The following is a 13,132-nucleotide window of genomic DNA, read 5'->3' on the forward strand; positions in this document are numbered from 1 at the left end:
TCAGGCGTCCGACTTCAATGAGGTGATCTGGCCGCGCAGGGTTTTACTCAACCGGCGGGCACGCAGCGCCAGCAGGCAACCGGCCAGCATCATCACCGCCAGAGAGAGTTTCGGGGCCAGCGGCAGTGCCATCGCTGCCAGCCCAAGCACCGAGCCGCCTGCCATCTGCACAAAGCCCACCAGCGCCGAGGCAACGCCTGCCTCACTGCCATACGGCTCCAGCGCGTAGCTGGTGGCTGGCCCCATCATAAACGCCAGCCCGGCACAGGCCGCGGCGACCGGCAGCATATAGACCCACCACTGTGGCTGCACGGTGGCTGGCAGCAGCGCCATACCCAACGTCAGTCCGGCCGCGCCCACCAGCATCAGCACACTGCCGATTGCCAGACAGAGCGGGCGGCCCATCTTGTGGATCACGCGGTTGGCGATGATGCTCACCAACAAAATCCAGAAACCGTTCGCGCCAAAGGCCAGCGAGAAGTGCAGCGGCGACAGCCCGCCGTCACCCATCAAGACCGTAGGGGCCAGCGACACATAGGTCAGCGCCATGCCCATCGCCCCGGCGTTGACCAGCGCGAAGGTGACGAAACGGCGATCGCGTAAAATCGCGCCATACTGGCGCAGCGGCAGGCCGCGCACCGGTACTGTATCCGCCGGGCGTGTCTCGGGCATCAGCAGCGCAATCAGGATAAACACCGCCACCGCATAGCCGCCAAGGAACCAGAAGGGCGCGCGCCAGCCAAACGCCTCCGCCAGCAGGCCGCCCAGCAAGGGTGCCAGCGCCGGCACAATGTTGAGCGTGCCATTCAGGAAGCCAAACGCACGCGCCGCGTCTTCGCCGTTCAGCCGGTCACGCACGCCGGTGAAGGCCACCACGGCGGTGCAGCAGACCGCCACCCCCTGGATCAGCCGCGAGGCGATAAACATCGCCGGGCTGACCGCCAGTGCCGCGACCACGGCCCCGGCCAGGTAGAGCGCGATGCCGGCCAGTGCCACGGGTTTGCGGCCATAGTTATCCACCAGCGGGCCAGCCACCAGCTGCCCGGCACCGAGCACCAGAATAAACAGTGAAATGGTCGCCTGAATCACCGATTGTGGCGTGCCCAGCCCCTCGGCAATCGCCGGGATGGTCGGCAGGTAGAGATCAATGCCCAGCGGGCCAAGCAGGACAATGGACAACAACAGCAGTAAAAATTTTTGCATAACGTAAACAACACTTCCTCAGCGGCAGCCGGCCGCCTGTGTATCTGGGCGGCTGGCAAAAGAAACGCGCCGCGAAGGGCGGCGCGTCAAAAAAAGGGCAGGGGCGGCGCGATGGCCGCCGGGCTTATTTTTTCTTCCAGAAGTCGTCAAACACCGTGACCGGCAGCTGGCGCTTGTGCTCGGTACGGGTATACCAACGCTCAATGATCGCCGCCACGTTTGGCTCAACCTGTTTGCCTTCCAGATAATCATCAATCATCTCATAGGTCACGCCCAATGCCACCTCATCCGGCAGGCCGGGGCGATCCTCCTCCAGATCTGCCGTTGGCACCTTTTTGTAGAGGTGCTCGGGGCAGCCCAGCTCGGCCAGCAGCGCTTTGCCCTGACGTTTGTTAAGGCGGAAGATGGGGTTAATGTCGGTGCCGCCATCGCCATACTTGGTATAGAAGCCGGTGACCGCCTCTGCAGCGTGGTCTGTCCCTACCACCAGCCCCTGCGTCATGCTGGCGATGCTGTACTGGGCTTTCATGCGCTCACGCGCCTTCTCATTGCCTTTGACAAAATCGCTCAGTTCAATGCCTGCCTTACGCAGCGCAGCCTCACTCGCCAGCACCGACTCCTTGATATTAACCGTCAGCACCCGGCTCGGCTTGATGAAATTGATGGCGTCCTGACAATCAGACTCATCCGCTTGGTTGCCGTAGGGCAGGCGCACACCGATAAATTGGTACGTTTCGCTGCCGCTCTCTTCACGCAACTCGTCAATCGCCAGCTGGCACAGCTTGCCAGTCAGGGTCGAATCCTGGCCGCCGCTGATGCCCAGCACCAGTGTTTTCAGCGATGCCGATTGAAGATAGGCTTTCAGGAAGTCAACGCTGCGGCGGATCTCCTCCTTCGCATCAATCTGTGGTTTTACCTTGAGCGCCTCGATGATCTCTTGTTGCAATGCCATGACCACTTCCTCCTGAATGCGGGTTAATTGCGGATAAACGCTTTTCATTCTAGTTATAAAACTAACCCGGCAGATCGGAAAGGACAAGGCGCGATCGCGCCTGCCACGCGCAAGCGGGTGGACATTGAGCAGATAATCCGCCGGTTATCCAGCAGGTTAACTATGCTTAACGGGCCGCCGCGCCATTCCGGGAACCCGAGGAACTCGGCCCCGCCCGGCGGTGTCCACGCTATTCATTCACATGGAAAACACCAGGAGGAGATATGCAGAACGCGCAAGCCCGATGCTTGCCCATGTTGGCCGTTGGCCAATGCGGGGAGGGGGCTGACTGATGGGAACGGCAATCTTTATGGTTTTGATGGTGTGCGGGTACTGGTACACCACGCGTGATGTGTCATCACGCTTTAAACTCAAGCGCACCTTTGGCTGGGACGTCTACTTTGTGGTGGCGCTCTATGGCTGCATCTTCGTGCTTCAGGGCGTGCTGGTCATCGCCATCGTCTACCTGCTGCTATGGGGCTTTTCAGGTCTGATGAACCACATCCCAGGGTTGCTCTCGGATGAACTGCAACTCCAGCGCGACTTTATTATGTGGAGTTTCCTTGGCATTCAGGCACCGGTCGTGATCATGCTGGCGGTGTCAGTGCTGCTCTGTCTGTTCTGCACCTCCTGGTCACGCAGCCGCAACCTCGACCCGGCCGGGCGCAAGAGCCTCTACCAGCAATTGACCCGCTCCAATGGCGTAGAGGGGCTGCTCTATCAGTGCATGGACCAAGGCGATTTAGTGTTTGTCACGCTGCGTTCTCGGCGTGTCTACATCGGCATGGTGCATACGCTGCGCTGCGAAAGCGGCTCCACCGACAATGTGGTGCTGATCCCGATGGTGAGCGGCTTCCGCGACCCAGAGACGCAAAAGATGCAGGTCGAGCACAACTACGCCAGCTACTACCAGAAACATGGCATTACGCCAGCGTCGGAACCCATCTCTGCGCTCTACTTTCGCAAGGTGATCATGCTCAACCAGATTGAGACGCTCTCCCTGTTTGATCCGGCCACCGCGATGGCCTTTGAAGCGCTGGCGGAGCGTGAGCGTGAAGAGGAGGCAGATGGCGAGGGGATGAAGTCAATGTTTCCCTAACAGCCTAAGTAAACCCGGCTGACGAAAGCACTGCCCGCATCACGCCCCGATTTTATCGGGGCGTTTTTATTACTTAGCGATAACGCTCAGTTATTAATCGAAGGAAAAATGATTCCGAAGTAAATTATTGCACCAGGCGTAACAGCTGGGTATTTAATTATAAAGTAACCCGATGGAAATATATTGGCCTTGTATATAAATTAATAATGATAAATTCATCCATAAAATCTACCATTTTTGATTAATGTCAAAAGACGTCCATCTTTTTTAAAGTCAGACTAAAAATAGGCTTTTCTCAAAAACCCTGTCGATTTGGGAAAAAGTCTGCGCTATGCCTGATGGCAGACGGGTTGGCAAAAAAAACGGCTTTTCTTGCTAGGCTTACTCGCAACCATTCAGTAACAAATTATGCCCTATCTTGCTGTTTTTAGAGGGATGGGTGCGCTTGATTAGGCTTATTTTTGAATATAGGATGAGCACCCTGACGGCGTACTGTTACCACAATGCGCGCTATTTCTTAGTTAATTACGCCTGCCACTCTGCGCTCGTTTTATGCCTGCGCGCATAAAAGTTGGCGCACTGTTTTGTTGGGCATTCCTCACTTCTCATTGCGATTAAAAGGATTATTTCATGTCAGAGTCTTTCCAGTCGGAAATACCCAAGGCCCGCGTCAATATTAAACTCGACCTGCACACCGGTGGGGCGCAAAAGAAAGTCGAGCTGCCGCTGAAACTGCTGGTGGCAGGGGATTTCAGCCACGGTCAGGAGCACCGGCCAATCTCTGAACGCGAGAAAATGAATATCGACAAAAATAATTTTGACAGCGTCCTGTCAGACCTCCATCCCTGCGTCAACCTTACCGTCGAGAACACGCTGGCCGGCGATGGCAGTGAAGAGAGCGTAAAGCTGGTGTTCAACGAGATGAAGGACTTTGAACCGGAGCGGGTAGCGCGGCAGATCCCACAGCTCAAGGCGATGCTCGCGATGCGCAACCTATTACGCGACCTCAAATCCAACCTGCTGGACAACACCACCTTCCGTAAAGAGCTGGAGGCCATCCTGAAGGATCCGGCCCTGAGCGACGATTTGCGTGACGAGATTTCGGCGCTGGCGTCGAAAGAAGCCTGATGCTTTTCATGGAATAACACAGGATTATGCTGATGTCTGTAAAAAACGAAACCCTCTCTGCCGCCGGTAGCACCGCTGTCGTGGAACAGCCTCATGCGGGTGGCGTCTATGCCTCTCTGTTTGACAAAATTAACCTGAAGCCGGTTGCCGAGCTGCGTGATTTGAACGTCTGGCAGGACAATCAGGCCATGGCCGACGCCAGTGCCGATGAGCGCGTCACCGCGGCCGTGCAGGTGTTCCTCACCCGCCTGCACCTCTCCCGCCAAAAAGTGGAGAAGCTGGATAAAGCACTGCTGGATCACCACATCGCCGAACTGGATTACCAGATCAGCCGCCAGTTGGATCAAGTGATGCACCACCCAGAGTTCCAGCAGGTGGAGTCGCTGTGGCGCGGGCTGAAACACCTGGTGGACCGCACCGATTACCGCCAGAACGTCAAGACCGAGATCCTGGATGTCTCCAAAGAGGATCTGCGCCAGGACTTTGAGGATGCGCCAGAGATTGTCCAGAGCGGCCTCTATTACCACACCTACACCCAGGAGTATGACACCCCCGGCGGCGAACCGGTGGCGGCATTGGTCTCCTCCTATGAGTTTGATGCCTCGGCGCAAGATGTGGCGCTGCTGCGCAACATCTCCAAGGTGGCGGCATCCGCCCACATGCCTTTCATTGGCACCGTTGGCCCGAAATTCTTCATGAAAGAGTCGATGGAGGAGGTGGCTGCCATCAAGGACATCGGCAACTACTTTGACCGTGCCGAATACATCAAGTGGAAAGCGTTCCGTGACACCGATGACGCCCGCTACATCGGCCTGACCATGCCGCGTGTGCTGGGTCGCCTGCCGTATGGCCCGGACACGGTGCCGGTGCGCAGCTTCAACTACGTTGAGCAGGTGAAAGGCCCGGATCATGAGAAGTACCTCTGGACCAGCGCCGCGTTCGCCTTTGCCGCCAACATGGTGCGCAGCTTCATCAAAAATGGCTGGTGTGTCCAGATTCGTGGGCCGCAGGCGGGTGGGGCGGTCACGGATCTGCCGATCCACCTGTACGATCTCGGCACGGGCAGCCAGGTGAAAATCCCCTCTGAGGTGATGATTCCTGAAACCCGTGAGTTTGAGTTCGCCAACCTCGGTTTCATCCCGCTCTCGTTCTACAAAAACCGTGACTACGCCTGCTTCTTCTCGGCCAACTCCGCCCAGAAACCGGCGCTGTTTGATGCCCCGGATGCCACGGCAAACAGCCGCATCAATGCGCGCCTGCCCTACATCTTCCTGCTGTCCCGCATTGCCCACTACCTGAAGCTGATTCAGCGCGAAAACATCGGTACTACCAAGGATCGCCGCCTGTTGGAGCTGGAACTGAATACCTGGGTGCGCACGCTGGTCACTGAAATGACCGATCCAGGCGACGAGCTGCAAGCTTCACACCCGCTGCGCGACGCAAAAGTGGTGGTGGAGGATATCGAGGACAACCCTGGCTTCTTCCGCGTGAAACTCTACGCCGTGCCGCACTTCCAGGTGGAAGGGATGGACGTCAACTTGTCACTGGTCAGCCAGATGCCAAAGGCCAAATCGTAAGACAGGGGATCTGGTGAAAACAGAACAACCTTTATGGGGTCGGGGCATCATGCTCTCACCCCAGCATTTTCAACAACAGGCCGCCTATGCGGCCTGGACGGAGGAGTGTATCGCACGGATGGGCCTGGCCCATCCGTGGGGGATTCTGCACGTCTCCTTTGAACCTCAGATGCTGGTGCTTGGCCGCCTGCAGGCGCACCGGCTGCATGTCCGTTTCCAGGATGGAACCCTGATTGATACGGACAATGCCGATGCCTTGCCGCCCGCGCTGCTCCTTGAGGGTGAACAGCAAGAGAAGGTGGTGGTACTGGCATTGCCGTTGCTGCGGGCAAATGGAAACAACTGCTTGAAGCCGGATGAGACAGCGGATCGGCCAGTGCGTTACCGCCAGCGCTGGCGCGATATCCGCAACCATTTCGGCGATGACGATCGCCAGATTGCGGTCATTCAACCAGAGCTGACCCTGCGGTTTGCCCATCAGGACAACAGCGACTACCTCACCTGCCCAGTAGCGCGTTTACTACAAGACTCGCAGGGCAACTGGATACTGGACGAGGCATTCCTGCCGCCCCTGTTAAACATCAACAGCAGCCGCTGGCTGATGACCCACCTGGAGCAACTTCTGGTTCAGCTACGCGCACGCTTGAGCCGCCTGATGGCGATGCGTCGTGAAAGCAATGAGCGGATGGCAGATTTTGCCGTCGCGGACGTCTCACTGTTTTGGCTCCTCAACGCCCTGAACAGCGCTGAACCGGTGTTGAACCAGTTCTGGCAGGCGCCACAAAGCCCTGTCGAACGTCTCTATCCAGAGCTTGCCCGTCTGGCCGGCAGCTTACTGACCTTCTCCCTTGCGCATAAGGTCAGCGCCATTCCGAACTATCAACACACGCAACTCAACGCGGTTTTCCCGCCATTGTTTGACCTGTTGAGCGATCTGCTGGAGGCCAGCCTGCCGTCACGTGTAGTCGCCATTGAGCTGACATGCGACAAGCGAATGCGTCAGTGGCACGCCCAGTTGCAAGACCCCCGCTTGCGCGACGGGGCGGATTACTACCTGTCGGTACGCTCATCCATGCCGGTGGCGCAAATTCAGGAGCAGTTCCCGCGGCAGTGCAAGGTTGGCAGCCCGGATTATGTGACCAGCCTGGTCAATGCGTCGCGGCAGGGCATTCCCCTTAACCCGCTGCGCCATGTTCCGGCCGCCATTCCCCTGCGTTTGGAGAATCAATATTTCTCGCTTGATCTGAGCCACCCGGCGGCTCAGGAGATGCTGGCGAGCGGGCACTGTATGTTTTACGTCCCAGGCACGCTGGGTGATCCAGAACTTGAACTCTATGCGGTGCTAAGAACATGAGTGCTAACCAAAGCAGTTCAATTTTATCCCCTGACATTGATGCGCTGCTGCAAAACACCTGGCTGCAGGCGATTAGCCTGCGCCATGGGCCTGAGTTTGAAGAGGGGGGCGGGCGCAGGTTATGGGAGCGGTGTGTGGCCGATGTTGAGCAGGTACAGCAGGCGTTGCGCGCTGCGGGCATGGATGAGGCCAGCTGCCGGCACATTCTTATCGCCCAGTGCGCCCTGCTGGATGAGGCCGTCAAGAGCCGAGGGAGTCATGATGACGCCTGTATGCAGTGGTATGACATACCTTTGCAAGGCCACTTCCTCGGCACCATTGAGGCCGGAGATACGTTGTGTGGCCGTATGCGTGAGCTGCTGCGTGAACCCGCGCCAGACCTTGCGGTGCTCACCTGCTTTCACCGGGTCATGATGCTGGGGTTCCTTGGGGAGTACCGGACGCTCAACGATCCCGACCGTGAAAAGCTCCTCAAGGCACTGACAGAGCGGGTTCCGCCCTTCGCCGTGGCGCAGAGCCAGCCAGTACTGGCGGCGGCCTCGCGGACGTGGGCGCAAGGTGGGTACATCTCCTCCTGGCCGATACGCCTTGGCGTCAGCCTGCTGGGGTTGGCCGCTTTATGGTGGGGGCTTAATCGCTGGCTTGACCACCTGCTGGCCACCCTGCTACCAGGAGCCATGCCATGAGTCTGGCACAAAAGCGCCTGCTGGCGCTCTGGGCAGTGCTGCTGAGCGGACTGGTCTGCCAAGGTTTTCTGCCTGTCCCTCGTCTGGCCGCCACCCTGTTAATGCTGGCAATCTGGGGACTCACCGGCGTTGTCTTTGCTGTCATCATCCGCCGACATGAACCCGATGAAGAGGTTCAGCTTGCTCACCTCCCCAATGCCGCTTACCGCCAGCCTGTGGTGTTGGTCTGCGGCGACATGCCACACCCCTGGCCGGCAGAGACCGCAGTGCTGGCGGCCAGCCAGGGGTGCTGGATCCGTGTGGCCGCGCATCAGGATGTCGAACAGGTTGCCCGCCAGGTGCTGCGGCTGCGACCGGACTGGGGGCGTCAACTCTCAGTAATGGTGACGGTCTGCCCGCAACAGCATGATGACGTTGAGACCCTGACCAGCCATTTGTTGTCTCTGCGCTGGAAACTTGGCCGGTTACGCCGGGCTAGCGGCCTCGCCATTCCCTTGGTGCTACAGGGAGTGGCAGGCAGCGCCATGATGAAGCAGATGATCTGGCAGGCTTCGTTGCCCAATGAACGCCTCTGCGTCTGGGATGGCGTGTCGCCCTTCGGCCCGGCCGATAACTGGTTAGAAGCCGGGGGCGCGGAGGCCATCCAACACCAGGTGCTGATGAACGCGCTGGTGGATTGGTTCCAGCAACATGTGGTCGCCACCTTGACAAACAGTGACCCGGATATGCCTGGTCTGCAACCTGCGGCGGTGCTGTGGGGGATGGGGCCCGTGATGGATGCCCTACAGCCGCACTGCCTCTGGGCACTCTGGTTGCAGCAACATACGGCAATGCGTCAGGTCACAGGGTGGCAGCCAGCGGATACCGATCTTCCCCACGCACCACTGTTACCTGACTTTATTTTGCCGTTGTTACCGGAAGGACATGGCCTGACGCCACGCCAACGGGCCTGCCGATGGGGCTTTACCCTCTTTGTCGTCGCCGCGATCGTTGCGCTGTGCAGCAGTGGCTGGAACAACCGCCAGCTGGTGCAACGCCTGAGCTTTGACATTCAGCACTATCAACGTATCCCGATGAATGACCACCGTCCCAAGGCAGAGGCTGTCAACGTGCTGCGTCAGGATCTGGCACAGCTGGATGAGTGGGCGCGCGGTGGCGAGCCACTGCGCCTGAGCCTCGGGCTCTATCAAGGCACCCGGCTGCGAATGCCCATATTGGATGTCATCCGTACCTATACGCCGCCTGCGCCGCCGCCCAAGCCTGCCCCAAAACCACCCAAAATTGTCCGTCTCGACAGCATGTCACTGTTCGATTCTGGTCGGGCAGAGTTGAAAGCTGGCTCAACAAAAATGCTGGTGAACTCGCTGGTGGATATTAAAGCGAAACCGGGCTGGCTGATTGTCGTCGCTGGGCATACCGACAATGTTGGCGATGAACGTACCAACCAACAGCTTTCGCTAAGGCGGGCAGTCTCCGTACGCAACTGGATGCGCGACACCGGCGACGTACCGGAGAGCTGTTTTGCGGTACAGGGCTATGGAGAGAGCCGACCTTTGCAATCTAACGAAACATCGGCTGGCCGCGCGGCTAACCGGCGTGTCGAAATCAGTCTGGTGCCACAGGCAGATGCCTGTCGGTTGCCGGCAACTAACCTGGCCTCACCGGGAACGGCCGAGGCTTCTACTCACCTAAATGGAGAATTAACATATGGCTATTCCAGTCTATCTGTGGCTGAAAGATGACGGCGGCGCACACATCAAAGGGGCCGTCGACGTGCAGGGCCGTGAAGGCAGCATTGAGGTCACGGCATTCACTCACAACCTGCACATTCCAACCGACAACAATACCGGCAAGCTGACCGGCACCCGGGTGCATTCGCCGGTGATACTGACCAAAGAGACCGACGGCTCCACCCCTTACCTCTATAGGGCGGTGTCCAGTGGCCAGACCCTGAAATCGGCCGAATTTAAATGGTATCGCATCAACGAAGCCGGTCAGGAAGAGGAGTATTTCAATACCCTGCTTGAGAACGTGAAACTGGTGAGCGTCACACCGGTGATGTACGACGTCAAAGACCCTACCAAGGACAAGCACAACCATATGGAACAGATTGAGCTTCGTTACGAAAAAATCACCTGGACCTACAAAGACGGCAACATCATCTATTCCGACTCCTGGAATGAGCGCGCCACAGCCTGATGCAACACCCTGTTCCGGCACCCCCTGCCGGAACAGGGCATCTTGGCGGGGCGGCCCACATTTCACGCCTTCCCGTTCAGAAAATTGGCCTGACGCACTCTTTTGCTGAACGCCTGCCCGGCGGTCGTTAAGCAAAACACACCTCAGAACCTAGACCTTATGCGCCCCGGTTAATGGCGACGGGCGGTAGCGTGCCTGAAACCAGATACCCTCATACGAAGAAAGGAACCTTCATGGAACACCAGTCAGCCTCCCTGTTACGACGCCTCAACCCTTACTGCGCCGGCGCGCTGGAAGCGGCAGCCAGCCTTTGCCAAACCCGGGCGCATAGGGAAATCACGCCCGAACACTTGATCCTGAAACTGCTGGAGCAGGGCGAGGGCGACATTACCGTTATCGCCCGCCGTTATGAGTGGGATCTGGATGACCTATGGCAAGGTCTGCTAGCCCATCTGGATCGCCTGCCGCACGCCGTCAAAGGACGGCCGCAGCTTGCAGACAATCTGATGAGCCTGATCCGTCAGGCGTGGCTGGCGGCGTCACTGGACGAGGGTGACACGCAGATCCGGAGTGCCCACTTGCTGGCGGCGCTGGTGGAGAATCCTAAACTGGTCAGCTGCAACAGCCTGTGGCCGCTGTTGAGCCTGCGTATCAGCCAGGTGGAGCGGCTGCGCCCGCTGCTGGATGCGCAATCTGATGAACGGCCAGCACGGCAACAGGAGGCAGGCCTGTCGCCAGCAGCCGAGGGCGTGACGTCGGTTTCCCCTACAGACACGGCCTCTCCCGCCCTCGCGGATGCATTGCAGAGCGTGTTGGACAGATTCACTCAGGACATTACTGCAAAGGCACGGGCCGAGGAGATTGACCCCATTTTTGGCCGCGACAATGAGATCCGCCAGATGGTGGATATCCTCTCCCGTCGCCGTAAAAATAACCCCATTTTGGTGGGTGAGCCGGGCGTGGGCAAAACCGCGCTGGTGGAGGGGCTGGCGCTGCGCATTGCGCAGGGCAACGTCCCTGACAGCCTGAAAACCGTCAGTGTGCGTACCCTGGATCTTGGGCTGTTGCAAGCCGGTGCTGGCGTGAAAGGGGAGTTTGAGCAGCGGCTAAAAAATATCATCGATGCCGTACAGCAGTCACCCAACCCGGTGCTGTTGTTCATTGATGAGGCGCATACCATCATTGGCGCCGGTAATCAGGCCGGGGGCGCGGATGCGGCCAACCTGCTGAAACCTGCTTTGGCGCGCGGGGAGCTGCGAACCATTGCCGCCACCACCTGGAGTGAGTACAAGCAATATTTTGAGCGCGACGCCGCACTGGAGCGCCGCTTCCAACGGGTGAGCGTGGATGAGCCCGATGATGATTCCGCCTGCCTGATGCTGCGCGGCCTGAAATCTCGCTATGCCATGCACCACGGCGTGCATATCACCGATGCCGCGGTGCGCACCGCGGTCACGCTCTCCCGCCGTTACCTCACCGGCCGACAACTGCCGGATAAAGCGGTAGATCTGTTGGACACTGCCGCCGCCCGAGTCCGCATCAGCCTTGATACGGTGCCAGAAACGATCACCTGCCTTAAGGCCCAACTCACCGCTCTGGCGCTGGAAGAGCAGGCGTTGCGGGATGATATTGCTACGGGCAGCAGCCTGCCCGGCGAGCGTCTGGAGGAGATTGAAACGCAGCGTGTGGCGCTGACCACCACCTTGCAGCAGCAGGAGGCGCGCCTGACTGAGGAGCGGGCGCAGGTGGAGGCGTTGATGGCGTGCCGCCGCGATAGCGAGCGTCAGGCGGAGCTACCGGCACGACAACAGCAACTGGACGCGCTGCAAAAAGAGGGGGCACTGATTCAGGTGGATGTCGACAGCCGTACCGTTGCCAACGTTATCGCAGACTGGACAGGCATACCGCTCTCGACCCTGATGAAGGATGAGCAGAGCGAGTTGCTATCGCTGGAAGATGATTTGGGCAGACGGGTGGTGGGTCAGGCCGCCGCGCTGAATGCCATTGCGCAGCGCCTGCGCGCGGCCAAAACCGGCTTGACCGCTGAGAATGGCCCCCAAGGCGTCTTCCTGCTTGCCGGCCCAAGCGGCACCGGAAAAACTGAAACCGCGTTGGCGCTGGCCGACTGTCTGTATGGCGGTGAAAAGTCACTGATTACCCTCAACCTCTCTGAATATCAGGAGCCGCACACGGTTTCCCAGCTCAAAGGCTCCCCGCCGGGATACGTCGGCTATGGTCAGGGGGGCATTCTCACTGAAGCGGTACGCAAGCGTCCCTACAGCGTCGTGCTGCTCGACGAGGTCGAAAAAGCGCACCGTGATGTGATGAATCTCTTCTATCAGGTCTTTGACCGGGGCTTTATGCGTGACGGCGAAGGGCGCGAGATCGATTTCCGCCATACCGTCATTCTGATGACCTCCAACCTCGGCGGCGATCACATCATGCAACTGTTGGAGGAGCAGCCAGCGGCCACAGAGTCCGATCTCCACGAGCTAGTGCGGCCGCTGCTGCGCGATCACTTCCAGCCTGCGCTGTTGGCACGTTTCCAGACGGTACTCTACCGCCCGCTCAACGAAAGTGCCTTGCGCACCATCGTGGAGATGAAACTCGAGAAGGTCACTGGCCGCCTGACACGCCACTACGGCATCCGGAGCCAGATTGAAGAGAGCCTGTACGATGCCCTGACCGCCGCTTGTCTGCTGCCAGACACTGGCGCGCGCAATATTGATAGCCTGCTCAACCAACAGATCCTGCCAGTACTGAGCCAGCAACTGCTGGCGCATCTGGCCGCGGGGCAGCAACCACACACTCTGACCCTTGGCTGGCACGAGGAGGAGGGCGTGGTGCTGGACTTGGGCGAGCAGAGCCATCTGAATGGAAGCAACAAGGAGTGAC

Annotated in this window: 10 protein-coding genes; 8 read left to right on the forward strand and 2 right to left on the reverse strand. The window is 58.8% G+C overall.

Going from position 1 to position 13,132, the window contains the following annotated elements:
* Together ACK3SD_RS08330 and nadE are read right to left on the reverse strand one after the other, a co-directional pair.
* A complete protein-coding gene (locus ACK3SD_RS08330) occupies nucleotides 1–1,203 on the reverse strand; it encodes a multidrug effflux MFS transporter (RefSeq protein ID WP_481127428.1) in 1,203 nt (400 codons plus the stop codon).
* Between the two features lie 124 nt (nucleotides 1,204–1,327).
* Nucleotides 1,328–2,155: an ammonia-dependent NAD(+) synthetase gene (gene nadE / locus ACK3SD_RS08335; RefSeq protein ID WP_481127429.1), complete on the reverse strand. Its 828-nt coding sequence runs from the start codon at nucleotides 2,153–2,155 to the stop codon at nucleotides 1,328–1,330.
* Nucleotides 2,156–2,486: 331 nt separating this feature from the next.
* Here nadE and ACK3SD_RS08340 point away from each other — a divergent pair, with 331 nt between their 5' ends.
* The 8 genes from ACK3SD_RS08340 to tssH all read left to right on the forward strand — a co-directional run bounded on the left by ACK3SD_RS08340 (nucleotide 2,487) and on the right by tssH (nucleotide 13,131).
* Nucleotides 2,487–3,293, forward strand: coding sequence for a hypothetical protein (locus tag ACK3SD_RS08340; RefSeq protein ID WP_481127430.1), 807 nt, complete (start codon nucleotides 2,487–2,489; stop codon nucleotides 3,291–3,293).
* 630 nt (nucleotides 3,294–3,923) lie between these two features.
* Nucleotides 3,924–4,421 (forward strand): type VI secretion system contractile sheath small subunit, encoded by a 498-nt coding sequence (gene tssB / locus ACK3SD_RS08345; RefSeq protein WP_137763108.1) that lies wholly within the window; start codon nucleotides 3,924–3,926, stop codon nucleotides 4,419–4,421.
* Between the two features lie 26 nt (nucleotides 4,422–4,447).
* Nucleotides 4,448–5,998, forward strand: a complete 1,551-nt coding sequence (tssC, locus tag ACK3SD_RS08350; RefSeq protein ID WP_137763109.1) for a type VI secretion system contractile sheath large subunit — start codon at nucleotides 4,448–4,450, stop codon at nucleotides 5,996–5,998.
* 10 nt (nucleotides 5,999–6,008) lie between these two features.
* Nucleotides 6,009–7,352, forward strand: a complete 1,344-nt coding sequence (gene tssK / locus ACK3SD_RS08355) for a type VI secretion system baseplate subunit TssK (protein WP_481127520.1) — start codon at nucleotides 6,009–6,011, stop codon at nucleotides 7,350–7,352.
* The gene (gene tssL, locus ACK3SD_RS08360; RefSeq protein WP_481127431.1) at nucleotides 7,349–8,038 is read left to right on the forward strand and encodes a type VI secretion system protein TssL, short form; all 690 of its coding nucleotides are present in this window, start codon (nucleotides 7,349–7,351) and stop codon (nucleotides 8,036–8,038) included. Before tssK ends, tssL begins: the two co-directional genes overlap by 4 nt.
* Nucleotides 8,035–9,780 carry an OmpA family protein gene (locus ACK3SD_RS08365; RefSeq protein ID WP_481127432.1) on the forward strand — a complete coding sequence of 582 codons (1,746 nt, stop codon included), beginning with the start codon at nucleotides 8,035–8,037 and terminating at the stop codon, nucleotides 9,778–9,780. Before tssL ends, ACK3SD_RS08365 begins: the two co-directional genes overlap by 4 nt.
* Entirely contained in the window at nucleotides 9,746–10,237 is a 492-nt protein-coding gene (locus ACK3SD_RS08370) for an Hcp family type VI secretion system effector (RefSeq protein WP_481127433.1), read from the forward strand. Before ACK3SD_RS08365 ends, ACK3SD_RS08370 begins: the two co-directional genes overlap by 35 nt.
* A gap of 233 nt (nucleotides 10,238–10,470) precedes the next feature.
* Nucleotides 10,471–13,131, forward strand: a complete 2,661-nt coding sequence (gene tssH / locus ACK3SD_RS08375) for a type VI secretion system ATPase TssH (RefSeq protein WP_481127434.1) — start codon at nucleotides 10,471–10,473, stop codon at nucleotides 13,129–13,131.
* Nucleotide 13,132 lies beyond the last annotated feature (1 nt).

Source organism: Chimaeribacter sp. YP20170169 (assembly GCF_056739715.1).